The following is a 21,094-nucleotide window of genomic DNA, read 5'->3' as shown; positions in this document are numbered from 1 at the left end:
CCGCCCCTCGCCCAGCAAAATCACCCGGCAATAAAAAACCCTTGCCCGTCACCGGGCAAGGGTTGGAGGGGTGCAGATCAACCCTGGATCAGGTTCTTGATCTCAACATCGGGGCTGACATCAGCCTCGTAGTCCACGCCTTCGATCTCGAAGCCGAACAGGCGCAGGAACTCCTGCTTGTAGCCGGCAAAATCGGTGAATTCGTGCAGGTTTTCGCTGGTGACCTGGTCCCACAGCGCCTTGACGCGGTCCTGTACCTCGGGGGCCAGTTCCTTGTAGTCGGCACGCAGGCGACCTTCTTCGTCGATCAGCGGGTTGCTGCCGTACAGGCTCTCGCGGAACAGCCCATAGACCTGCTCGATGCAACCTTCGTGGCTGCCCTGCTCCTTCATCACCTTGAACAGCAGCGACAGGTACAGCGGCATGATCGGGATCGCCGAACTGGCCTGAGTCACCACAGCCTTGAGCACGGATACCCGGGCGTCGCCCTGGATATCAGCCAGTTGCTGGCGGATGCCCACGACTTTCTTGTCCAGGTCCTTCTTGGCTTCGCCAATGGAACCGTTCCAGTAGATGTCCTGGGTGAGTTTTTCGCCCAGGTAGGTGAACGCGGTGGTTTTCGCGCCTTCGGCCAGGACACCGGCGCCATGCAGGGCGTCGATCCACATCTGCCAGTCTTCACCGCCCATGACCGCGATGGTGCCGTCGATCTCTTCCTGGGTCGCCGGTTCCAGGGTGGTGTCCTGCACCACTTCCTTGTCGGTGTTCACCCCGCGCAGGGTGATGGACTTGCCCAACGGCTTGAGGGTGGAGCTGAACACTTCGCCGGTTTTGGGGTGGGTGCGCCGTGGCGAGGCGAGGCTGTAGACCACCAGGTCGATCTTGCCGCCGAAGTCTTTCTTGATGGTGTCGATGGTGATCTGCTTGATGGCATCGGAGAACGCGTCGCCATTGATGCTCTTGGTCACCAGGCCCTTGGCCTCGGCGAACTTGTGGAACGCGGCGCTGTTGTACCAGCCGGCGGTGCCCAGTTTGCCTGCGTCGCCTTCACGCTCGAAGAACAGGCCCAGGGTGTTGGCGCCACAGCCGAACGCGGCGCTGATGCGCGCTGCCAGGCCATAGCCGGTGGAAGCCCCGATCACCAAAACGTTCTTCGGCCCGTTGGCAATCGGCCCCTGGGCGGTAACGTAGTCGATCTGGTGCTTGACGTTGGCTTCGCAGCCAACCGGGTGGGTGGTCACGCAAATAAAACCACGGACACGCGGTTTGACGATCATAAAAGGTCTCCCTCTTTCAAAATTCCGAGAGCCGGCGCAGGCCATGCCGCGCCGCTCGTTCGGGTCTATGACGCTCGTAATCGCCAGGCGTCACGCAAAGATTCGCTTTAGCCATTGGCAAACCCCGGCGAGAGTGGCGCTTCGCCGGGCAAATGTCCACTTGGCATCACGCCGATAATCCGCTACAGCTACAGCCTTCCCCGCGCCCAAGGATTGGTTGGATGGCCCTGCCCAAGAAAATGAACGTGATGCAGCTAACCCTGCTCACCGCTGTGAACATGCTCGGCTCGGGGATCATCCTGCTGCCGGCCAAACTGGCCGAGGTCGGCGGCATTTCGATCCTGTCCTGGCTGGTGACCGCCACCGGCTCCCTGGCGCTGGCTTACGCCTTCGCCCGGTGCGGCATGCTCAGCCGCAAGGCCGGGGGCATGGGTGGCTACGCCGAATACGCCTTCGGCAAGGCCGGCAACTACCTGACCAACTACACCTACGGCAGCTCGCTGCTGATTGCCAACGTGGCCATCGGCATCACCGCCATCGGCTACCTGCAAGAACTGTTCGGCTGGCAGTTGAGCGCCCTGCAGATTGGCCTGGCCACCATCGCCCTGCTATGGCTGACCACCCTGCCCAACTTTGGCGGCGCACAGGTTACCGGCAAAATCGGCGCGGTCACGGTGTGGGGCATCATCGCCCCGGTGCTGGTGGTGGCCACGGTCGGTTGGTTCTGGTTCGACGCCTCGGTCTACCGCGCCGCCTGGAACCCCCACGACGCGAGCTGGTGGCATGCGGCCACGGCGTCGGTGTCCATCACCCTGTGGGCCTTCCTGGGGCTGGAATCGGCCTGCGCCAACAGCGACGCCGTGGAAAACCCCGAGCGCAACGTGCCCATCGCCGTATTGGGCGGCACCCTCGGCGCGGCGCTGGTGTACATCCTGTCCACCAACGTGATCGCCGGGATCGTCGCCAACCCGGAACTGGTCAGCTCCACCGCGCCTTTCGGCCTGGTGTTCGCCAAGATGTTCACGCCCCTGGTGGGCGATGTGGTGATGGGCATGATGATCGTCGCCTGCGCCGGCTCGCTGCTGGGCTGGCAGTTCACCATCGCCCAGGTGTTCAAGAGCTCGGCCGACGCCGGCTACTTCCTGCCCGTGTTCGCCCGCCTCAACAGCGCCGGGGCGCCCGTGTGGGGCATGTCGATCCTGCTGGGCCTGCAAACGGTGCTGGTGCTGATGACCCTGAACCCGGACTTGAGCAAGCAGTTCGACACCCTGGTGAACCTGGCGGTGGTCACCAACATCGTGCCTTACATCCTGTCCATGGCCGCCGTGATGACCATTCAGAAAGCCGCCGGCATCGCCCCGGGCCAAGCCCGCCTGACCAACCTCATCGCCCTGCTCGCCTCGGCCTACAGCTACCTGGCGCTATACAGCTCCGGCGCCCAGGCGCTGATGCTGGGGGCGTTGTTTACCTTAAGTGGCTATACGTTGTTTGGCTTTGTCAGCCAAAGGCATACGCCACGCACCCCATGACCCTGTAGCAAGCGGGCTCGCCCGCGCCGGGGTGCGCAGCGCCCCTCCAGCGGTGTGACGCCAGGTCGGTTTTTCCAGCCGCTACGCGACCGAACGCGGGCCAGCCCACTGGCTACAACAACACAGGCTCAGCGTGCCTTCACCGCCACCTGCAACAACCCGCGGCGATCGAGGCTTTCGATCAGGGCGCGCAAGCCGAATTCCCAGGCTGGGGCCTGGTCGCTGGTGGTGACGCGGTTGCACAGGGTGCCCAGCAGTGGGTTGCTGATGCTGACCACGTCGCCCGGTTTGTGGGTGAAGCCGCCGCCGGGTTGGTCGCGGTCTTGTTTGGGGGCGAACAGGGTGCCGAGGAACAGCACCAGGCCATCGGGGTATTGGTGGTTTTCGTTGAGGGTCTGTTGCACCAGGTCGGCCGGGTCGCGGCTGATTTGGCGCATAGAGCTGCGGCCCTGCATGACGAAGCCATCGTCGCCGGTGACACGCAGGTCCACTTCGGCGGCACGTACGTCGTCCAGGTCGAAGCTGTCGTCGAACAGGCGCAGGAACGGCCCCACCGCGGTGGAGGCGTTGTTGTCCTTGGCCTTGGACAGCAGCAACGCGCTGCGCCCTTCGAAGTCGCGCAGGTTGACGTCATTACCCAGCATCGCGCCCTGGATCTTGCCGAGGCTGTTCACCGCCAGCACCACTTCCGGCTCGGGGTTGTTCCAGCTCGACTTGGGGTGGATGCCGATCAGCGCGCCGTGGCCGACCGCCGACAGGGGCTGGGCCTTGGTGAAGATCTCGGCGTCGGGGCCGATGCCCACTTCCAGGTACTGCGACCACAGGCCCTGCTCCACCAGTACCGCGCGCAAGGCCTGGGCCTGCTCGGAGCCGGGGACGATCTGCGACAGGTCGCTGCCGATTTGCGCCACCAGAGTGCCGCGGATGGCGTCGGCCACGGCTGGGTCGCCCTTGGCCTGCTCTTCGACCACCCGCTCCAGCATGCTCGCGGCGAAGGTTACGCCGGCAGCCTTGACCGCTTGCAGGTCGATTGGCGCCAGCAGCCATGGCTGGTTGCGGTCCTGGCGGGCCGGGTCGCTGTTGTCCAGCAGGGTTTGCAGTTCCATCAGCGGCGCGCCCAGGGGCACGGCCCGCAGCCAAGTTGCCGGGTCGTTCAGTTCCAGCAGGGCCGAGACGGTGGCGACATGGGCGCTGATGTCGTAGACCGCCGCGTTTTTCAGCAGGACCACGGCCGGCCCTTCGTTGGGCAGGCACACGCGGCCCACCCAGGTGCCGGTATCGAACACGTGGGCGTTGGCGCTCAAATTCAGGTTGTTGTTCATCGCAACACTCGCAAGGTGATGTAGGGGATGGCCCCCTGGCGGTCAGGGGGCGGGAACGTCGGGGCGAATCAGCCCAGGGCGCGGGTGCTGCTCTGGCCGTCCACGAGGCGGGCGATGCCCAATGGGTTGGCGTTTTTCAGAGCGTCGGGCAGGTGCGCATCGGGGATGTTCTGGAAGCACACCGGGCGCAGGAAGCGGTCGATGGCCAACGTACCCACGGAAGTGCCACGGGCGTCGGACGTGGCCGGGTACGGGCCGCCATGGACCATGGCGTCGCTGACTTCCACCCCGGTCGGGTAGCCGTTGAGCAGCACGCGGCCGACGCGCTGTTCGAGGATCGGCAACAGCTCGGCAAACTCCACCAGGTCGGCGTCTTCGGCCAACAGGGTGGCGGTCAGTTGGCCTTGCAGGGCACGCACGGCGCGCAGCAGCTCTTTGCGGTCGGCGGCCAGTACCACCACCGTGCACGGGCCGAAGACTTCTTCTTGCAGCAGTTCATCGTGTTCCAGCAGCAGGCTGATATCAGCCTGGAACAGTTGCGGCTGGGCCTGGTTGCCGCTTTGTGGCTGGCCGCTCAGGTGGCTGACGCCGGGGTGGCTGTGCAGCGCCGCCAAGCCTTTGCCGTAGCTGGCCAGGGTGCCGGCGTTGAGCATGGTTTGTGGCGCCTGCTCGGCCATGTGTGCGCGCAGTTGCTCGACAAATGCGCTCATCTGCGGCGAAGCGATGCCCAGGATCAGCCCCGGGTTGGTGCAGAACTGGCCGCAACCCTGAACCACCGAGGCGCTGAGGTCCTTGGCGATGGCGGCGCTGCGGGCCTGCAAGGCCTGGGGCAGGACCAACACCGGGTTGATGCTCGACATCTCGGCAAACACCGGGATCGGTTGCGGGCGCGCGGCCGCCATGTCGCACAGGGCGCGGCCGCCCTTGAGGGAGCCGGTGAAGCCCACGGCCTGGATGCCTGGGTGCTTGACCAGCGCAGCGCCGACACCGCCGCCGAAAATCATGTTGAACACGCCCGTGGGCATGCCGGTTTTCTCGGCGGCGCGCACCAGCGCTTCGGCCACCCGCTCAGCCGTGGCCATGTGGCCGCTGTGGGCCTTGAACACCACTGGGCAACCGGCGGCCAGGGCCGAGGCGGTGTCGCCGCCGGCGGTGGAGAACGCCAGCGGGAAGTTGCTGGCGCCGAACACAGCCACCGGGCCCACGGCGGTGCGGTACTGGCGCAGGTCCGGGCGCGGCAGCGGTTTGCGCTCGGGCAGGGCCTGGTCAATGCGCGCACCGTAAAAGTCGCCACGGCGCAGCACTTGGGCGAACAGGCGCATCTGCCCGCTGGTGCGGCCGCGCTCGCCCTGGATACGGGCGGTGGGCAACGCGGTTTCGCGGCAGGTCAGGGCTACGAAGTCATCGCCCAGGGCATCGAGTTCGTCGGCGATGGCGTCTAGGAATTCGGCACGGCGCGCGGCCGGCAGGTTGCGGTAGATCGGGAAAGCGCGCTCGGCGGCTTCCGCGGCCAGGTCGACCTCGCCCAGGGTGGCCTGGAAAAACGCGCCCGGCAGTTGCTCGCCGGTGGTGGCGTCGACGCTGTGCAGGCGAGTATCGCCTTCGGCGCTGCGTTGACCGTCAATGAAGTTGAATCCGGAGAGGTTCATTTGAAGAGTTCCCTTGGTGAAAAGTAAAAAAAGGGCCGGCAGCCACACAACCCAGTGGTAGCGGGCCTGCCCGCGATGGCGGACTGTCAGGCCATACAGTTGCCAACTGACCCACCGCTGTGGCGGGCAAGCCCGCTTCCACAGCAGATCAGCCGGGGGCGCGCGATCACGTCACCGCGCCGATCTGCCACGGCACGAATTCGTTCTGGCCGTAGCCGTGCTGTTCGCTTTTGCTGCGTTGGCCGGAGGCGATGTCGAGCATCATCTGGAAGATGTAGGCGCCCCGCTCTTGGATGCTGGTGCTGCCGTCGGCAATGCCGCCGCAGTTCACGTCCATGTCTTCTTCTTGGTACTCGAACACCCGGTTGTTGGTCGCCAACTTGATCGAGGGCGCCGGCGCACAGCCGTAGGCCGAGCCGCGCCCGGTGGTAAAGGCGATCAGGTTGGCGCCGCCGGCGACCTGGCCGGTGGCCGACACCGGGTCGTAGCCGGGGGTGTCCATAAACACCAGGCCCTTGGCGCGCACGGCTTGGGCGTATTCATAGACATCCACCAGGTTGCTGGAGCCGGCCTTGGCCACCGCCCCCAGGGATTTTTCCAGGATGGTGGTCAAGCCCCCGGCCTTGTTGCCGGCCGAGGGGTTGTTGTTGAGTTCGGCGTTCATCCGCTCGCAGTAGGCTTCCCACCAGTGGATGCGGACGATGAGTTTTTCGCCCACGGCACGGCTCACCGCACGGCGTGTCAGCAGGTGTTCGGCGCCGTAGATTTCCGGAGTCTCGGAGAGAATCGCCGTGCCGCCGGCCGCCACCAGGCGATCCACTGCGTTGCCCAGGGCCGGGTTGGCGGTGATCCCCGAATAACCATCGGAGCCGCCGCATTGCAGGCCCACCACCAGGTGCTTGGCACTGACCCGCTCGCGCTTGACCTCGTTGGCCTGGGCCAGCAGGCTCTTGACCTGCTCAATGCCGCTGGCGATGGTTTTCGAGGTGCCGCCCACGCCCTGAATGGTAAAGGCGCGCAGTTGATCGCTCTTGGTCAGCCCCTGGGTGGCCAGCAGGTCTTCGATCTGGTTGGTTTCGCAGCCCAGGCCAATAATCAACACCGCCGCGAAGTTGGGGTGTACCGCGTAGCCACCCAAGGTGCGGCGCAACAGGCCCAGGGCTTCGCCGCTGGGATCCACCGCACAACCGGCGCCGTGGGTCAGGGCCACCACACCGTCGATGTTCGGGTAGGCGGCCAGCACTTCGGGGTGGATGTCGCGGCGAAAATGGTCGGCCACGGCCCGGGCCACGGTGGCCGAGCAGTTCACCGAGGTCAGGATGCCGACGTAGTTGCGGGTGGCGACCCGGCCATCGGCGCGCACGATGCCGTCAAAAAACGCTTCGCTGGCCGGCACTTCATGGGCGTCGACGCCAAAAGCGTAATCGCGGGAAAAGTCGCCCATTTCCACGTTCTGCACGTGCACATGGTCGCCGGCTTCGATGGTCTGCGAAGCGAAACCGATGATCTGCCCGTAGCGGCGTAGGGGCTGGCCCTGCTCGATGCGCACGGTGGCGACCTTGTGCCCCGACGGCACAGCCTGGCGCACGGTGATTTGCTCGGCGGCCAGCACCAGGCCTGCGGGCAGGGCCTGGCGGGCGATCAATACGTTGTCCAAGGGGTTGAGGCGGATCACGGCCGCGCGGGTGTCAAAGCCTTGGGTCTTGGCAATCAGTTCCATGGAACCTCTCAGAGACGGTTACACCGTAGGTTCTTGTTATTACGTGCTCGATCAGGATCGAGCAGGTCTATAACCACTCTAAGGAGCTGCCGGGCCATTGCCCAATGAAAGGTTGCGATTGACCGATAACCCCAGGTTATCGCTTCAGGCAATTTCCCCATTACGGCGCTGGCGGGCGAATTCCAGGAGGATTTCCGCAAACTCCCGGGTCGGCCCGGTCAGGCGTTCGTTTTTGCGGGTGAGGATGCCGTAGTCCAGGGGCGCCAGTTGCAGCGGCGTGTCCAGGGCTTTGAGCAAGCCGTTGTGCAGGTGGGCGCTGACCATGGACTCCGGGAGCATGGCGATCATCGGCCCCGATTGCAGCAGTTGCAGGAAGGTGGGCATGGAGATGGTGTCCACCGTATTGGCCGGCGTGGCCAGGCCCACGGCGGCGAAGGCTGCCTCCATGCGTGCGCGGATCGGCGTGCCCACCGGGTACAGCACCCACGGCCACTGGCTCAGGTCGGCCAGGCTGACCGGGCCTTGCGCCAGCGGGTGGCGATGGTTGACCACCAGGCAGAACGGCTCCGGGCCCAAGGGCTGGAAGTCGAAGAGCTGGGCGAAGCGCTCATCGGTGAAGCGGCCGATTATCAGGTCGAGCTTGTTTTGCTCCAGCATGGCCAGCAAGTGGTCGCTGGACTGCTCCACCACCTCAATCGACAACAACGGGCTACGGGCCTTGATAAGGGCAATGGCCTCGGGCAGCACCACCGAGGTGGCGGCAAAGATCCCACCCACCTTCAAAAAGCCGTGGCCGCCCTGGCGCAGGCGATTGACCTGATCGACAAAGCGCTGGGAATCGTTAAGCGACACCTGGGCGTAGCGCACCACGTACTCCCCCAGCTCCGTGGGCGGCATGCTGCGCGGCAGGCGCTCGAACAGGGCAAAGCCGAACTGCTCCTCCAAATCGCGCAGCATCTTGCTCAGGGCCGGTTGGCTGAGGTTCATCTGCTGGGCGGTGGTGTGCATGTTGCGCGTGCGGGCCAGGGTGTCGATCAGCACCAGGTGCTTGAAGCGCAACCAATTGCAGAAGGCAGGATGGGAAATGGCCGGGGGCATGGGCGATGTCCTTGGGGAAATGGCGGGGAGTCTAGCGGGCGGGGTGCGCTGGGTCACTTAAGCAAGGGCTGGCCTGTGTGGGATCGCTCCCACCATGTTGCAGGTGGGTCAGCCCTTGCCACACTCGCGCAAGTACCCCAGCAACCGGCTCACCGCCGGGGCCAGGGGCCGGGCTTGGCGGGTCAAGAGGCCCAGGTTGACCATGGAGATCGGCAGTTCCACCGGCAAAATCGCCACCATGGCGTAGCGCGCGTAGTGCTCGGCCACATCGTTGGGCACCACAGCGATCATGTCCGAGGCTTCGATCATGGCGGTGGTGGCCAGGATCGAGGCCGTTTCGACGATATCCAGGGCCTGCACCATGCCGCCGGCGTTGAGGGCGTTTTCTACGCGGCGGCGCATGGGGCTGTCGAGAGGGTGAAGAATCCAGGTCAGTGCCATCAGGTCGGCCAGGCTCAAGCGCGCCGCGCCGGCGAGTGGGTGCCCGGGGCGGGCGATCACGCGCATCTGCTCGCCCTGTTCGAACAGCTCGATGTTCAGGCCCTGGCTGTCGCTCTGGTCCGGCAGGCGCCCCAGCACCACGTCGTAGTCGCCGCGCACCAGGGCCGGGAGCAAGGTGTCGCTGGTGCCCACCTCGATGCTGATGCGCACTTTCGGGTTGTCGGCCTTGAAGGCCAGCACGCCCCGGGTCAATACCGTGGGCACCGGCCCCATCACCGTGCCGATGCGCACCAGGCCCGAGGCGCCCCGGGCCAGCTCCGCCAGTTGCGCTTCGGCGTGTTCGAACTCATGCACCGCGCCCTGGGCGTAATGCAGCATCACTTCGCCATACAGGGTCGGCTCCATGCCCCGGGGCAAGCGCTCGAACAACTTGGCCCCCAGGCGCTCTTCCAGTTGCTGCAACAGCAGGCTCGCCGCCGGTTGGGTGGTGTGCATGGCCGTGGCGGCGCGGCGCAGGTTGCGGTACTCGCCCAGGGCATTGAGCAAGGCGATCTGGCGGCTGGAAATCTTCAGCGGGCTGAAGGTTTTGGCCGCTGGCAGCGAGGGTTTGACGGGCAGCTCTGACATATCAATTTTGGTATCCATCTATACGAATCGACGATTATGCCTATATCGCCGCTCACCCTACAGTCGGGCTTCCAAGACGTCACCTACAAAAAAGAGTTCGCCATGAGCATTCGAATTACCCACCTGAGCGTACGCGACATCCGTTTCCCGACTTCCCGTTCGCTGGACGGCTCCGACGCCATGAACAGCGCGCCGGATTATTCGGCTTCTTATGTGGTGCTGCACACCGACTCCGATAAAGGCCTGGAAGGCCACGGCCTGACGTTCACCATCGGCCGTGGCAATGAGATCTGCTGCGCCGCCGTGCAATCCCTGGCGCCACTGATCGTCGGCAAGACCCTGGAAGACATCACCGCCGACATGGGCGGTTTCTGGCACAACATCACCGTCGGCGACAGCCAACTGCGCTGGCTGGGCCCGGAAAAAGGCGTGATCCACCTCGCCACCGCCGCTATCGTCAACGCCGTATGGGACCTGTGGGCCAAGGTCGAAGGCAAACCGGTGTGGAAAATGCTCGCCGACATGAGCCCCGAGCAACTGGTGGCGTGCCTGGATTTCAGCTACGTGACCGACGCCATCACCCCCGAAGAAGCCATCGCCCTGCTGCGCCGCAAGGCCTCGGGCAAGGCCGAGCGCGAAGCGCACATGCTGCGCGAAGGCTACCCCGGCTACACCACCGCGCCAGGCTGGCTGGGCTACAGCGAAGAGAAAATGCGCCGCCTGTGCCGCGAAGCCGTGGCCGACGGCTGGACCCACGTCAAGCAGAAGATCGGCGCCAACCTGGAAGAAGACATCCGCCGCGCCGCGATCCTGCGTGAAGAACTGGGCCCGGACCTGACCCTGATGATGGACGCCAACCAGGTCTGGGGCGTGGATGAATCCATCGCTAACATGCGCCGCCTCGCCGCGTTCAACCCCTGGTGGATCGAAGAGCCCACCAGCCCCGACGACATCCTCGGCCACGCCACCATCCGCCAGCGCATCAAGCCCATTGGCGTCGCCACCGGCGAGCACTGCCACAACCGGGTGATGTTCAAGCAGATGTTCCAGGCCCAGGCCATGGACTTCTGCCAACTGGACGCCGCGCGCCTGGGCGGCCTCAACGAAGTGCTGATCGTGATGCTGATGGCCGCCAAGTTCGACGTGCCGGTCTGCCCCCACGGCGGCGGCGTCGGCCTGTGCGAGTACGTGCAGAACATCTCGATCTTCGACTACATCGCCGTTTCCGGCTCCCTGGAAAATCGCGTGCTCGAATACGTCGATCACTTGCACGAGCACTTCCTGGAGCCGGTGGTGATCCGCCGCGGGCGCTACATGCCACCCCAGCAACCGGGCTACAGCATCGAAATGAGCGCGCAAACCCTGGAGCGATATCAGTACCCTGGCGGCGCTATCTGGGTGGACCTGGAGCCGCAATAGTCCGCGAACACTGCCCCACTCCCCTTGCCCGCCCCGGCGGGCAAGGGTTGCACCACCGGTTTGACCCTTTGTACCTGCCCACATTAGGACTATAAAAATGACAATCCTAAGTACCGCGGCGGCCCAGGCAAGCACTGCCGGCGTCACCGATGAAAGCCGCCTGAACCGCCTGCTGTTGCGCAAACTCATGCCACTGTTGGTGGTGGTCTACGTGATGAGTTTCCTCGACCGCACCAACATTGCCCTGGCCAAGGCCAGCATGGGCATCGATTTGGGCCTCTCCGCCGCGGCCTATGGCCTGGGCGCGGGGCTGTTCTTCCTGACCTACGCGCTGTTCGAGGTGCCCAGCAACCTCATCATGCAACGCGTGGGTGCCCGGTTCTGGATCACCCGGATCATGATTACCTGGGGCCTGTTGTCCGCAGGCATGGCGTTCGTCCAGGGCGAAACCTCCTTCTACATCATGCGTCTGCTGCTGGGCGTGGCCGAGGCCGGCCTGTTCCCCGGCGTGATGCTGTACCTGACCTATTGGTTCAACCGCGAACAACGGGCACGGGCCACCGGTTACTTCCTGCTCGGCGTGTGCCTGGCCAACATCCTCAGCGGCCCGTTGGGCGGCGCCTTGCTGGAACTCGACGGCTGGCTGGGCTGGCACGGCTGGCAGTGGCTGTTCGTGCTCGAAGGCCTGCCCGCCGTGGCCCTGGCCTACGTGGTATGGAAAAAACTGCCCGACGGCCCCTCCTCCGCCTCCTGGCTGACCAAAGCCCAGGCCCGCGCCATCGAAGAACGCCTGAGCGCCGAGCGCGCCGCCTCGCCGCAGCAAAGCCGCCTGGGGCAGATGTTCCGCGACAAGCAGATCTGGCTGGCGATTGCTGTGTACTTCGTGCATCAGATCACCATCTACACGGTGATCTTCTTCCTGCCCGGCATCATCGGCACCTATGGCGCGCTGACGCCCCTGCAAATCGGCCTGCTGACCTCGGTGCCGTGGATCGCCGCCGCCATCGGCGCCGCGACGTTCCCACGCCTGGCCACCTCACCGCAGCGCTGCCGGCGCATCCTGTTCTTCGGCCTGCTGACCATGGCCAGCGGCCTGTTGCTGGCGTCGTTCTCCAACTCCTACATCGGCCTGATCGGTTTCTCGCTCACCGCGCTGATGCTGTTCGTGGTGCAGTCGATCATCTTCGTCTTCCCCTCCAGCCGCCTCAGCGGCACGGCCCTGGCGGCGGGCCTGGCGTTCGTCACCACGTGCGGCTTGCTCGGCGGTTTCGTCGGCCCCTCGGTGATGGGCCTGATCGAACAAACCACCGGCAGCACCCGCAACGGCTTGCTGGTAATCGCCGGGTTGCTGGTGGTCGCGGCGCTTATCAGCACACGCCTGCGCCAAGGCCAGGAACAAACCACCACCGCCTAAGGTAGTCAGCGGGTGAGCCCGCTTGCTACAGCCATTCCCACAGGGCGCTTCGGCGCCCTTTTTGCTGGGCGCTGGCGGGGTTGATACGTTTACTTTCAGTGGATTGATTTGTGAAATAAAACCTGTCATTTATAGCCGCGCCAACCTTTTGGCCAAGGGTAATGACCACCCGCACGTCCCACACAGGAGTGAACCATTTGAAAAAGACCCACGTTTTCGGTGCTTTGGTACTTAGCGCCGTCAGTCTGTTTGCCCACGCCGATCAAAAAACCATGCGCATGGGCATCGAAGCGGCCTACCCGCCGTTCAACTACGCAGACCAGCAAGGCAAGCTCGGCGGTTTCGACTACGACATCGGCAATGCGCTGTGCGAAGAAATGAAGGTCAAGTGCCAATGGGTGGTCCTGGCGTTCGACGGCATGATCCCGTCGCTCAACACCAAGAAGATCGACGCGGCGGTCACGTCCATGTCGATCACCCCCGACCGCCTCAAGTCGGTGGACTTCAGCAAGAAGTACTACCACACCCCTGGCCGCTACACGATGAAGGCCGGCACTGAGCTCAGCGATTCGCTGGTCGAGCTCAAGGGCAAGAAAGTCGGAGTCCAGCGTGCCTCCACCTACGACCGTTTCGCCACTGCCGAACTGGAAAAAACCGGCATCGAGGTGGTGCGCTACGACACCCAGGCCCAAGCGTTCCTTGACCTGCAGAACGGCCGTATCGACGCCGCCCTGGCCGACAGCGTGTTCACCAACGACAGCTTCCTGCAAACCCCGCAGGGCAAAGGCTTCGCCATGGTCGGCCCGTCCACCGCCAGCAAGCCGGAATACTTCGGCAAAGGCGCCGGCATCGCCATCCGCAAGGGCGACGTCCAAACCAAGGAACGCCTGGATGCCGCCATCGACGCTATCCGCGCTAACGGCACCTACGACAAAGTGATGGCCAAATACTTCACTTTCGACATCTACGGCGCTCGCTAAGCCCCCGCGTTCACCCTGGCGCGCGCCCGCGCTCGCCAGGGCTCCCACTAAGGATTTGCATGGAACACATTCAACACCTGCTGCCCTGGAGTGCCATGGGCACCGAGCGGCAGTTGTCGGTCTTTCGTTTTGGCCAGGGCCCGCGCAAAGCCTATATCCAGGCCTCGCTGCACGCCGATGAACTGCCGGGCATGCGCGTGGCGGTGGCACTCAAGGCGCGCCTGCGGGAGCTGGAACAACAGGGCCGCCTCAACGGGGTGATCGAACTGGTGCCGGTGGCCAACCCCATTGGCCTGGCGCAGATGTTCCAGGGCACCCACCAAGGCCGCTTCGAGTTTTCCAGCGGCAAGAATTTCAACCGTGACTTCCCGCAACTGGCCGATGCCGTCGCACTGCGCATCGACGGCCAGTTGACCCAAGACGCCGACGCCAACGTCGCCCTGATCCGTGCCGCCATGGGCGAGGCCATCGCCGCCCTGCCCGCCGCGCAGTCGGAGACCGAAGGCCTGCGCCGCCTGCTGCTGCAACACGCCTGCGACGCCGACCTGGTGCTGGACCTGCACTGCGATTTCGAGGGTGTGATGCTGCTTTACGCCATCCCCCAGCACTGGGCGCAGATCCGCCCCCTCGCCGCGCGCCTGGAGGCCGGGGCCGTGTTGCTGGCCGATGATTCCGGCGGCAAGGCGTTCGACGAATCCTGCTCGCTGCCCTGGGTGCAACTGGCCGAGCGCTTCCCCCAGGTGCCGGTGCCCCTGGCCTGCGTGGCCAGTACCCTGGAGTTGCGCGGCATGACCGACACCGACCGCGAACCGAGCATCGCCTGCGCCGAGCAGATCCTCGCCTACCTGGCCGACCAGGGCCTGATCGCCGGCGACTGGCCACCCGTGCCCGGCGAGTGCTGCGACGCCACGCCGTTTGCCGCCACCCAATACGCCTACGCCCCCCACGCGGGGGTGGTCAGCTTCCTGCAAGCGGTGGGTGCGCGGGTGCGGGTCGGCGACCCGTTGTTTGAAGTCCTCGACCCGCTCACCGACCGCCACAGCGTGGTCCACGCCACCACCGACGGTTTGCTCTACGCCCGCGAACGCCTGCGTTTCGCCCAACCGGGGCTGTGGCTGGCCAAGGTCGCCGGCACCCAGGTGCTGCGCCAGGGCCGCTTGCTCACCGACTGACGTCCCCGCCCCACGCCACTGGCGCGGGGCGCCTTCACACAGGTTGCACCGCCCATGCCGAGCCCCGCCTCCGACACCACGGTCTACGCCACCCCGGTGATGCGCAAACTGGCGCAGATCATCAGCGACCTGCCGCCCTCGCTGCGCAAGGTGGCCGACTTCATCCTGCGCCACCCGCTCAAGGCCGCCACCCTGACCATCGAGGAACTGGCCCAAGAAACCGCCACCTCGCCAGCGGCGGTCAATCGCCTGGCCAAGGCCCTGGACCTGGGCGGCTACACTGGCATGCGCGCCGAGTTGATCGATACCTTGCAACAGATGGTCTCGCCGGTGGACAAACTGCGCGATCAACTGGCCCAGCGCCCCGACGGCGCCTTTGGCCTGCCGGAGCAAATCCAGATCGCCAGCAGCAACCTCGCCACCGCCGCCAGCAACAACCCGGGCGAGGCGTTCGAGGCCTTTGTCAGAGGCCTGACGGCAGCGCGCAAGATCTATGTGCTGGGGTTTGGCAACAGCGTGTACCTGGCCGGTTATGCGGCCGCGACCCTGATGCCGTTCTGCGCCGATGCCTGCGCCATCAGCATGGAGGGCGGCAACGAAAACGCCGCCTATCGCCTCGCCGCCATCACCGAACAGGACGTGCTGCTGGCCATCTCGCTGCCGCGTTACTCCCTGGACACCCTGCAACTGGCCCGCTTTGCCCACGAACGCGGCGCCCGCGTGCTGGCCATCACCGACTCCCCTGCCTCGCCGCTCACCGCCCTGGCCGACCAAGTGCTCTTCGCCCCCGCCGAGCACCCGGTGCTGACCAGTTCCAGCATCGCCGTGCTGGCCCTGATCGAAGGCCTGGTGGCGGCTGTGATGGCGCGCAACCCGGCCTGCGTGAAACTGGCCACCGAACTGACCGAAAGCGTGGTGTCGTACCTGCAAGCGCCACGGCGCTGAAACCTAGGGGATGCCCCAGCCGAACTGGCTGCTGACTTCCAGGGTCTGGCGCGTGCCGGCCTCGTCCAAAAAGGTGTAGCTCAGGCGCTGGGCCGGTTGCGCGGTGTAGTCGAAATCCACCCCCGGCACGTTGTGCAGCTTGCCGCTGACCACGGTGTCCAGGTAGTCGGAATACACCACGGTCGCGTCGGCCGTGGGCGTCATCTTCGCCCCTTCGTAACTGCCCAGGGTGAAGCTTTTACAGTTGTATTCATAAAGCTTGCCCGCCAGGTTGGCGCTCAGCTCCCGCGCCGGGCCGCTGCGCAACTGGCGGCATTCGGTGAGCTTCTTGGTCTGGATCACCACCGGCTCAGTGGGGTAGGACTTGGTCCATTGGGTCACGCAATCAAGGGGTTGGCGCGAGTACAGCTCTTCGCTGTAGACCTTGAACACCGGCGCCGGCCAGGGGCTGGTCTTCGACAGCACGACTTTGGTGTTGGCGGTCAGGCTGTCCTTGGTGCCGCAGTTCTGGATCTGATCGGGCGCCTGGTAGCTCTGCAGCGCGGCGAAGCCGTGGTAGATCGGCAGGCGCGTCACCGTGCCACCGTCGCCGGTATACACATAGCCCCACGCGGGGTAGGCCTTGCCGTCGGCCATGGTCACCGATTGCAGCTTGGCCGCCGCGGTGCCGACCTTGCCGATTTCCGGGTCGTACTCGTACTGGCGCTTGAGCGCCGGCGAGATGTGCCGGGCTTCGCCGGGCAACACCCGCACTTGCTTGAGTTCGGCGGCCAGGGCCGGCACGGCCACCAAGGGCAATACCATCATCAGGATTTTCATAAGCCTCCCGCGGGTCCTCGTTGTGGTTGTTGTAGCAAGCGGGCTCGCCCGCGCTGGGGTGCGTAGCGTCCCTCGACAATGGTGTGCCTTACAGCGTTTTTACGGCCGCTACGCGACCGAGCGCGGGCGAGCCCGCTTGCTACTGGCTGGCGCACACCTCGCAGCGCTCGATATCGAACTGCTGCAAGGTCAGGTTCTTCTGCCCCGACGCCTGTTCGATGGCCGAGGAACGGCGGTTAAGAACCGTCAGGTTGGGCCGCCCATCAATGAAGTAGGAGACCTTGGAGCACTGCGCCTCGGTGGATGACACGCGGAAGCTGAAACCGGTCTTGCCAGTGCGCTTGAGAGAATCGATGGTGGCCTCGCAACGGGCCACCACTGTGCCGCAGTCGCAGTCCAGGCCTTTTTTGCCGGGGCGGGGCGCTTGGCTCTGCAAGGCCTGACTTTCCCAGTCGGTGTTTTCCAGGTTATCGACCGCGTTATTGAACGCCGCCACGCCCCGGGCGTTGCGCTGGTTTTCCAGGGCTTCCTGTTGCTCGGCCTGCTGGCGTTGCTGTTGCGCCTCGCGGTCCTGGGCATCGGCGCGTTTTTGCAGGTAGTCGCCCACCGCGCCCAAGGCCTCGGAGGCCTGGCCGACGCGGTCGGGCTCGGCGCTGGTGGAATAGCCGCCGGCATCCCCGGCACAGAGGGCTTCGGACATCGGTTTGGAGCAATCAAGGCACTGGCCTTGCCAATTCTTGCCATAGCCAGGCGGGCATGAGCCCTGGGCCCACACGGGCGCACTGGCGGCCCACGCCAGCAACAGCACTGCGGGCCAATGCAACGGGTTCATGGACGCCTCCTTCGGGTTGAGTGCTTGCGATATCCGGCCCGGCCAAACAGTGCCACCACACAGTGACATCACCGCGACGCGCCCGATTTTATTGAGCGTAGCGCTAAAAGCGCAATGCCATCAGTGGCGCCGAGGTACGTCTGTCGGGTGAGGCTGAGGCAGGTTTTCGCGCCAATCGCTGAAAATTTGCCGAAAAATGACGTTTTTCACCCGCTTGCATGCCGCTTTGGCCCTTGCCCTGCGGGCCGCACTCCACGATTCTGTATTAACGCGCGCTGCGTCAAACACTACAGGGCGGCACCTTCTGCCGCCCGGCATGCCACCGTCGAGGCCCACCATGAAGACCGTTGCCCAACTCCTGAAGCTCAAGGCCCAGCACAACCAGCAAGTGCACACCATCGCGCCTCACCAAATGGTGCTCGAAGCCTTGATGAAAATGGCCGAGAAGAACGTCGGCGCCCTGCCCGTGGTCAAGGACGGCGTGGTGGTGGGGGTTATCAGCGAACGGGACTACGCCCGCAAACTGGTGCTCAAGGGGCGCTCGTCGGTGGGCACGCCGGTCAGCGACATCATGAGCTCGCCGGTCATCACCGTGGACTCCCACCAAACCGTCGAAGGCTGCATGGGCATCATGACCGACAGCCACCTGCGCCATTTGCCGGTGGTGGAAAACGGCCAGTTGCTGGGCCTGTTGTCCATCGGTGACCTGGTCAAGGAAGCCATCGCCGAACAGGCCGACCTGATCCGCCAGTTAGAGCAGTACATCCGCGGCGAGTGAGTGCGCCGCCAGCAAACTGTCGAACAGCGCCTGGGCCGCTGCCGACAACTCCTGGCCGGGTTTGGTCAGCACGCCGATGGCGCGTTCCACCACCGGCTCGCTGAGGGTCAGGCAATGGCCACCCAATTCACGCATCTGCCCGGCGCACAGGGCCGGCACCGCACTCACCCCCAGGCCACTGGCGACCATACGCCCCACCGTCGCCAGTTGGTGGCTTTCAAACTCCACCGGCAACTTCATCCCCCGCGCCTGCAAGTGTTCCTCCAGCATCACCCGCACGGTGGAGGGCCGTTGCAGGGTGATGAAGGGGTGCTCCAGCAGCGTCACCCAATCCACCTGCGTGTGCCGCGCCAGGGCACAGTCGGCGGGCACCACGGCGACAAAGCGGTCCAGGTACAGCGGCGTGAAATGCAACGACGACCCCGGCCCCGGCTCGAACGCCACCCCCAGTTCCACCTGGCGGTCGCGGACCATTTCCAGCACCTGCTCGTTAATCACGTCGTTGACCGTGACATTGACCTGGGGGTAACGCCCGCGAAAGGTCTTGAGGATCGGCGGCAGCAGGTTGCCGGCAAACGAAGGCATGGCCGCCAGTGTCACGCGCCCCCGTTGCAGGGTGAAGCGCTGACGCAGTTCATCTTCGGCGTTGTCCCAATCGGCGATCAACCGCCGCGCCAACGGCAGCAGGGCTTCCCCTTCGGCCGTCAGGCTGACGTTACGCGTGGTACGGCTAAACAACCGCCCGCCCAAACCTTCTTCCAAAGCCTTGATGGTCAAACTCAACGCCGACTGCGATAAATGCAACCGCTCACACGCCAACGCAAAGCTCAAGCTCTGCGCCACCGCCAGGAACGCCCGTATCTGCTTAACCGTCACACCCACCTCCACTCAGCTTATGACTTGCCGCTTGCCGCTTGCCCCTAATCATTGTTTTTCTAAATCAATCATCCTTAAAAATCAACTTAACAAATGAATGCCCCAGCGCAACACTGCGTCAAACCCACAATAAAAGAGGAAGGTCCCAATGGCAGGTTTCGATAAGCGTGTGGCGTCCTACGAGGAGGCCCTGGCCGGCCTCGAAGACGGCATGACTGTCATCTGCGGCGGCTTCGGCCTGTGCGGCATCCCGGAAAACCTCATCGCCGAGATCAAACGCAAAGGCACGCGTGAACTCACCGTGGTCTCCAACAACTGCGGCGTCGATGGCTTTGGCTTGGGCGTGCTGCTCGAAGACCGGCAGATCCGCAAGGTCGTGGCGTCTTACGTCGGCGAAAACGCCTTGTTCGAGCAGCAACTGCTCAGCGGCGAAATCGAAGTCGACCTCACCCCCCAAGGCACCCTGGCCGAAAAAATGCGTGCTGGCGGCGCGGGTATCCCGGCGTTCTTCACCGCCACCGGCGTCGGCACCCCGGTGGCCGACGGCAAGGAAACCCGCGAGTTCAACGGCCGCCCGTACCTGATGGAAGAATCCATCACCGGCGACTTCGCCATCGTCAAGGGCTGGAAAGCCGACCACTTCGGCAACGTCGTGTACCGCCACACCGCGCAGAACTTCAACCCCCTGGCCGCCACGGCGGGCAAGATCACCGTGGTCGAAGTCGAAGAACTCGTCGAACCCGGCGAGCTGGACCCCTCGCAGATCCACACCCCCGGCATCTACGTCGACCGGGTCATTTGCGGCACCTTCGAGAAGCGCATCGAACAGCGCACCGTACGCAAGTAACCCCCGCCCCGGACCGCATGCAAGGAACAACAACAATGGCACTTTCCCGCGAACAAATGGCCCAGCGCGTCGCCCGTGAAATGCAGGACGGCTACTACGTGAACCTGGGTATCGGCATCCCCACCCTGGTCGCCAACTACATCCCCGAAGGCATGGAAGTCATGCTGCAATCGGAAAATGGCCTGCTGGGCATGGGCGCTTTTCCCACCGAAGATGAAGTCGATGCCGACATGATTAACGCCGGCAAACAAACCGTCACCGCCCGCGTCGGCGCTTCGATTTTCTCCTCCGCCGAATCCTTCGCGATGATCCGCGGCGGCCATATCGACCTCACGGTGCTTGGCGCCTTCGAGGTGGATGTGCAAGGCAACATCGCCTCCTGGATGATCCCCGGCAAACTGGTCAAGGGCATGGGCGGCGCCATGGACCTGGTGGCCGGCGCGGAGAACATCATCGTCACCATGACCCACGCCTCCAAGGATGGCGAATCCAAACTGCTGAGCCGTTGCAGCCTGCCGCTGACCGGCGCGCGCTGCATCAAGCGAGTGCTGACCGACCTGGCCTACCTGGAGATCCAGGACGGCGCCTTTATCCTCAAGGAACGCGCCCCAGGCGTGAGCGTCGAGGAAATCGTCAGCAAGACCGCCGGCAAACTGATCGTCCCTGACCACGTGCCCGAAATGCAGTTCGCCTGAACCGCCGAACCCAAGGAGCAAACACTATGCAAGAGGTTGTGATTGTCGCGGCGACCCGCACCGCCATTGGCAGTTTCCAGGGTGCGTTGGCCAGTATTCCCGCGCCGCAGCTGGGGGCGGCGGTGATTCGTCGCCTGCTGGCGCAAACCGGCCTGGCCGCCAGTGAAGTCGATGAAGTGATCCTCGGCCAGGTCCTCACCGCAGGCTCCGGGCAGAACCCGGCGCGCCAAGCGGCGATCCTCGCCGGCCTACCCCACGCCGTACCAGCAATGACCCTAAACAAAGTCTGCGGCTCGGGCCTCAAGGCCCTGCACCTGGGCGCCCAGGCCATCCGTTGTGGCGATGCCGAAGTCATCATTGCCGGCGGCATGGAAAACATGAGCCTGGCCCCCTACGTGCTGCCGGGCGCACGCACCGGGTTGCGCATGGGCCACGCAAAAATGGTCGACACCCTGATTAGCGACGGCTTGTGGGATGCCTTCAACGACTACCACATGGGCATTACCGCCGAGAACCTCGTCGAAAAGTACGCGATCAGCCGCGAAGACCAAGATGCCTTCGCCGCCAAATCCCAGCAAAAAGCCGTGGCCGCCATCGAGGCCGGGCGCTTTGCCGACGAAATCACCCCGATCCTGATTCCCCAACGCAAAGGCG

At 64.6% G+C, this 21,094-nt stretch carries 19 protein-coding genes; 10 read left to right on the top strand and 9 right to left on the bottom strand.

The genetic code is table 11. From position 1 onward, the window contains the following. Positions 1-77: 77 nt before the first annotated feature. Positions 78-1,277: an enoyl-ACP reductase FabV gene (gene fabV, locus AC19YR_RS22740; RefSeq protein WP_095111212.1), complete on the bottom strand. Its 1,200-nt coding sequence runs from the start codon at positions 1,275-1,277 to the stop codon at positions 78-80. Positions 1,278-1,498: 221 nt separating this feature from the next. Between fabV and potE the strand changes: the two genes are divergently transcribed. Then, positions 1,499-2,806, top strand: a complete 1,308-nt coding sequence (gene potE / locus AC19YR_RS22735; protein ID WP_500600261.1) for a putrescine-ornithine antiporter — start codon at positions 1,499-1,501, stop codon at positions 2,804-2,806. A gap of 128 nt (positions 2,807-2,934) precedes the next feature. Here the strand turns inward: potE and AC19YR_RS22730 are convergent, their stop codons facing one another. The 5 genes from AC19YR_RS22730 to AC19YR_RS22710 form a co-directional block, all read right to left on the bottom strand. Next, a complete protein-coding gene (locus tag AC19YR_RS22730; protein ID WP_500600260.1) occupies positions 2,935-4,128 on the bottom strand; it encodes a fumarylacetoacetate hydrolase family protein in 1,194 nt (397 codons plus the stop codon). Between the two features lie 68 nt (positions 4,129-4,196). Next, positions 4,197-5,777, bottom strand: coding sequence for an aldehyde dehydrogenase (NADP(+)) (locus AC19YR_RS22725; RefSeq protein WP_500600259.1), 1,581 nt, complete (start codon positions 5,775-5,777; stop codon positions 4,197-4,199). Positions 5,778-5,943: 166 nt separating this feature from the next. Next, complete coding sequence (locus tag AC19YR_RS22720) at positions 5,944-7,497, bottom strand: UxaA family hydrolase (protein WP_500600258.1); 1,554 nt, start codon at positions 7,495-7,497, stop codon at positions 5,944-5,946. A gap of 144 nt (positions 7,498-7,641) precedes the next feature. Next, entirely contained in the window at positions 7,642-8,595 is a 954-nt protein-coding gene (locus tag AC19YR_RS22715; RefSeq protein WP_095111207.1) for a LysR family transcriptional regulator, read from the bottom strand. 108 nt (positions 8,596-8,703) lie between these two features. Continuing rightward, complete coding sequence (locus AC19YR_RS22710; protein WP_500600256.1) at positions 8,704-9,681, bottom strand: LysR family transcriptional regulator; 978 nt, start codon at positions 9,679-9,681, stop codon at positions 8,704-8,706. A gap of 84 nt (positions 9,682-9,765) precedes the next feature. Between AC19YR_RS22710 and AC19YR_RS22705 the strand changes: the two genes are divergently transcribed. The 5 genes from AC19YR_RS22705 (at position 9,766) to AC19YR_RS22685 (ending at position 15,593) form a co-directional block, all read left to right on the top strand. Further along, on the top strand, positions 9,766-11,082 hold the full coding sequence (locus tag AC19YR_RS22705; protein WP_500600254.1) for an L-fuconate dehydratase: 1,317 nt from the start codon (positions 9,766-9,768) through the stop codon (positions 11,080-11,082). Between the two features lie 97 nt (positions 11,083-11,179). Next, positions 11,180-12,496: an MFS transporter gene (locus AC19YR_RS22700; RefSeq protein ID WP_095111204.1), complete on the top strand. Its 1,317-nt coding sequence runs from the start codon at positions 11,180-11,182 to the stop codon at positions 12,494-12,496. Between the two features lie 161 nt (positions 12,497-12,657). Next, positions 12,658-13,476 carry an ABC transporter substrate-binding protein gene (locus tag AC19YR_RS22695; RefSeq protein WP_371856255.1) on the top strand — a complete coding sequence of 273 codons (819 nt, stop codon included), beginning with the start codon at positions 12,658-12,660 and terminating at the stop codon, positions 13,474-13,476. A 59-nt stretch (positions 13,477-13,535) separates the two neighbouring features. Beyond that, a complete protein-coding gene (locus AC19YR_RS22690) occupies positions 13,536-14,648 on the top strand; it encodes a succinylglutamate desuccinylase/aspartoacylase family protein (protein WP_500600251.1) in 1,113 nt (370 codons plus the stop codon). Between the two features lie 54 nt (positions 14,649-14,702). After that, positions 14,703-15,593, top strand: coding sequence for a MurR/RpiR family transcriptional regulator (locus tag AC19YR_RS22685; protein WP_500600250.1), 891 nt, complete (start codon positions 14,703-14,705; stop codon positions 15,591-15,593). Positions 15,594-15,596: 3 nt separating this feature from the next. On the opposite strand, the gene AC19YR_RS22680 is transcribed toward AC19YR_RS22685, so the two are convergent. Further along, positions 15,597-16,412: a hypothetical protein gene (locus AC19YR_RS22680; protein WP_095111200.1), complete on the bottom strand. Its 816-nt coding sequence runs from the start codon at positions 16,410-16,412 to the stop codon at positions 15,597-15,599. 139 nt (positions 16,413-16,551) lie between these two features. Then, complete coding sequence (locus AC19YR_RS22675) at positions 16,552-17,244, bottom strand: hypothetical protein (protein WP_095111199.1); 693 nt, start codon at positions 17,242-17,244, stop codon at positions 16,552-16,554. A 337-nt stretch (positions 17,245-17,581) separates the two neighbouring features. On the opposite strand from AC19YR_RS22675, the gene AC19YR_RS22670 reads away from it, so the two are divergent. Next, positions 17,582-18,022: a CBS domain-containing protein gene (locus AC19YR_RS22670; RefSeq protein WP_095111198.1), complete on the top strand. Its 441-nt coding sequence runs from the start codon at positions 17,582-17,584 to the stop codon at positions 18,020-18,022. On the opposite strand, the gene AC19YR_RS22665 is transcribed toward AC19YR_RS22670, so the two are convergent. Further along, positions 17,996-18,898: a LysR family transcriptional regulator gene (locus AC19YR_RS22665; protein ID WP_095111197.1), complete on the bottom strand. Its 903-nt coding sequence runs from the start codon at positions 18,896-18,898 to the stop codon at positions 17,996-17,998. The two genes, AC19YR_RS22670 and AC19YR_RS22665, sit on opposite strands and share 27 nt — an antisense overlap. A gap of 148 nt (positions 18,899-19,046) precedes the next feature. Here AC19YR_RS22665 and AC19YR_RS22660 point away from each other — a divergent pair, with 148 nt between their 5' ends. From AC19YR_RS22660 to AC19YR_RS22650, 3 genes are all read left to right on the top strand, one after another. Continuing rightward, entirely contained in the window at positions 19,047-19,745 is a 699-nt protein-coding gene (locus AC19YR_RS22660; protein WP_095111196.1) for a CoA transferase subunit A, read from the top strand. 35 nt (positions 19,746-19,780) lie between these two features. After that, entirely contained in the window at positions 19,781-20,440 is a 660-nt protein-coding gene (locus AC19YR_RS22655; RefSeq protein ID WP_095111195.1) for a CoA transferase subunit B, read from the top strand. A 26-nt stretch (positions 20,441-20,466) separates the two neighbouring features. Next, positions 20,467-21,094, top strand: a 628-nt coding sequence (locus AC19YR_RS22650) for a thiolase family protein (protein WP_500600247.1), incomplete at its 3' end; no start/stop codon positions are given.

Source organism: Pseudomonas sp. MF08817, from assembly GCF_059862705.1.
This window is presented reverse-complemented; position numbering and strand designations above follow the sequence as displayed.